This is a genomic window from Streptomyces boluensis, assembly GCF_009908195.1.
GTDB classification, from domain to species: Bacteria; Actinomycetota; Actinomycetes; order Streptomycetales; family Streptomycetaceae; genus Streptomyces; species Streptomyces boluensis.
Genome location: NZ_JAAAHS010000589.1, coordinates 1 through 3,103, shown reverse-complemented (window position 1 = coordinate 3,103; position 3,103 = coordinate 1). Strand labels below are relative to the sequence as shown.

Annotated in this window: 1 protein-coding gene and 1 pseudogene; both read right to left on the bottom strand. The window is 71.7% G+C overall.

Features of this window, described 5'->3' with window-relative positions; translation table 11 throughout:
- Window positions 1-462 (bottom strand): annotated as a pseudogene (locus GUY60_RS36275) (murein biosynthesis integral membrane protein MurJ); the annotation flags it as partial.
- Between the two features lie 48 nt (window positions 463-510).
- Complete coding sequence (locus GUY60_RS36270) at window positions 511-2,910, bottom strand: DUF6049 family protein (RefSeq protein WP_161705736.1); 2,400 nt, start codon at window positions 2,908-2,910, stop codon at window positions 511-513.
- Window positions 2,911-3,103: the final 193 nt, after the last annotated feature.

The following is a 3,103-nucleotide window of genomic DNA, read 5'->3' as shown; positions in this document are numbered from 1 at the left end:
GGGCCGGGAGCCGTTCGGCTGCTGGTCCCGGAAGAGGTGCGCGAAGGCGTCCGGCTCGTGCCGCTCGTCGGAGGCCTGGGTGACCAGGTCGTCCACGCCGACGAACTGCGTCGTCCTGATGTCGTCGCCGTACGGCAGATGACGGGACGGACCGTCGGGCTCCGGGGCCGGGGTCTGCGCCCAGACCTGCGGGTCCGGAGCGTTCTGCGGCGCGGCGGGCGCGGAGTAGAGGGACTGCGGGTCGGCGTAGGTGCCCGGGGGCGGCGGCGGGTGCGCCGACCGGTCGTACAGGGCCTCGGTCACCGGGTCCTGGGCGGCGAGGTCCTGTGCGCGGTACGGGTCCTGGGCGTAGGCGTCCTCGACGTACACATCCTGCGTGGGCTGCTGCGGGGGCACCTGTCCACCCGCGGGATCGCCGCCGCCCGCGCCCTGGCCGCGGTCACCGTCGTACGGCGCATTCATGCTTACCCCACCTCATCGGTCCCACGGCCCCAGCGGCCACGTCATCGCTCAACGGTCCACTCTCTCACCCGTGCCGGACGGGCCGGTGCTTTCCGGTGCGGTGTCCGGTGTCGGGTCACTCGGCTGCTCGGGGTCTCCTTCGCCGGACGTGGGGCCGTCCTGCCCGTCGGGGCCGCCGCGGTCGTCGTCCTCGTCGGGGCCCGCCTCGCCCTCGGGGCCGTCGCCCTGTTCGGCTTCGGCCTCCTCGGCCGCCGCGCGGCGGGCGGCCGCCTTGCGCTGGGTGTACATCCGGAATCCGGCGAGGACCAGGAGCAGGATTCCGCCCGCGATGACCAGCATCACGGTGAGGGTGATCTCGGTGACGTTCACATCGAAGCGGATCTCTTCGCCGTACGGGGTGCCGTCCGGGCCGTAGAGCTGGGCGGTGACCGGTACCGGGCCGTTGGCGTTGGCGGTGGTGGTGAACTTCACCGTCTGGCTGTGGCCGCCGGAGACCTTGATCGGCTGCTCCGCGTACGGGCCGGACTCCTCGCCGATCTTCAGACGGTTCGGCTTGCCCGAGGTGAGGCGCAGGGTCATGTCCTCGACGCCCTGCACCAGGTTGTTCTGCACGGTGATCGGGATGGTCGCGCTGCGGCCCGAGAGCTTCACCTCGGACTTCTTGATCAACTTCACCTGGTCGGTCAGGTTGGTCAGATAGCGCTGGACCTCACCGCGGTACGTCTCCGCGTCCCCGGCACGACCGCGCCAGGTGGTCGACATCTCCCGGTCCATGGCCCGGCCGAACGGCGTGACCACGCGGTCCGGCTCGCTGAGGATCTGCTTGAAGCGGTCGAGGGTGTCCTTGGTGGTGCGGACATCCATGAAGGCCTGCTTGGGCAGCTCCTGCTTGCGCAGAGCGGCGGGGTACGAGGACGCGTCGGGCACGCGGGTCGTGGCGTCCGGGTCCGGCTTGGCCTTGGCCGCGGAGAGCAGGTCGTCGGGCTCGGACCAGCGCTCGGCGCCGAGTTCGTCGAGGGCGTGGGCCATCGTCTGGGCCTGGCTCGCGGTGGGCATCCGCTGCGGGGCCACCACGATGCTGCGCTGCTTGTCCGGGGACTGCCCGGTGATCATCTGGCTCTGAGCGAGGAAGTTCTGCACCGCGAGCGTCGAGTTCTCGGCGCCCGTCATATCGCCCTGGAACAGGGTCGACAGGCGGGCGTCGGCGACCACCGCCGTCGTCCCGCCACCGATCGGGCGGGCCGCGGTCGGCGTGTACGTGAGGCCGTTGGTCTCGCGCAGGCTGTCGCTGCGGGCGATCACGGTGTGCGCGCCGGCCGAGGTGGCGACGTCCACGACGGACGGGTCGATCGCGCCGTCCGCGGGCCAGGCGAAGTCGGTGGACGGCTTGACCTGCAGCACCGACTCCACGGTCGTGCTGGCCGCGTCGGTCGCGGGCTTCAGATGGCTGAGCGAACCGGGGACGCTCTTGCCCTGGTGCGCAAGGGACGCCAGATCCGGGTCGGCGAACGGCAGGGCCACGACCTTCTTGCCGTCGACGGCCTGCTGCAGCTCGTTGAGCCACTGCTTGGCCACGGCCCGGTTCTTACCGGGGATCGGGTTGCCGCCCTCGGGGTTCCTGATGTTGTAGCCCTTGGTGGCCATCGCGTCGACCGAGGCCAGCAGGTCCGGGTCGACGACCCAGGTGACCGGCAGTTCCCGGCCGAGCGAGAGGAGCTGCTGGAGCCGGCCGCCGGGCGCGAGCTCCTCGGCGAGCCTGTCGTCCGAGAAGACCGGCGTCTGCTGCTCGTCGGAGGCGGTCTCCGCGGTCAGGTGCGAGGTGGACATCAGCGGCCAGAGGAAGCTGACCTTCGTCTTCTCGCTCGGCGCCTCCGACTGCCAGGGCAGGAAGGTCCGCTCGATCCCGAGGACCTGGTCGTACGGCTGGGCCGCGCTGCGTCCCGTGAGGGAGACGCCCAGCTGGTAGACGCCGTCCGCGGAGAGGTCGAGCTCCTTGACCGGGATGGAGAGCGTGAAGTCCTGGGAGACGCCGGGGGCGAGCTTGTCGAACTTCTCCAGGTACTTGCCGCCGACCTCGCGGCCCACGACGCCCTGAGTGGAGTCGGAGCGCCGGGCCACGTTGTCGATGGCGCCGCGTTCGTTCAGCGACGGGCCGACCCGCAGGGCGACCTTGGCGCCGGTGACGGTCTGCTCGCCCTCGTTGGTGACCTTGCCGGAGACCGTGAGGGTGTCCTCGTCCGTCGGCGCGCTCGGCGAGAGTGAGTCGAGGGACACATCGACGGAGCCCGCACCGGAGGGGGCGGCGGGCGCGGCGGCCGCGGGGGCGGCGGCCGGCACCTGCAGCAGGCCGACGAGCAGCGGGGCCCCCGCGAGGAGGCCCGCCGTACGCCGGAACCACCGGCGGGCAGGTGAGGGAGTCATCCCCTGGAAGTCTGCCGCCTCGGCCACGCGCTCGCCCGTCCCTCGTCGTCGTCAGTGGTCGTCCGCATTTGCGTCCCCGCATGGTAACGAGGCGCGCTGTGCCTGAGTGCCGGGGACCGCTCCAGGTGATCTTCAGCAGGTCAGCGCGGGTACGGAGGCACCCCGCGTACCCACCGCGGATACCGATGGTCCGGTACGGGGGCGCGCGGCAGCGTGTCGG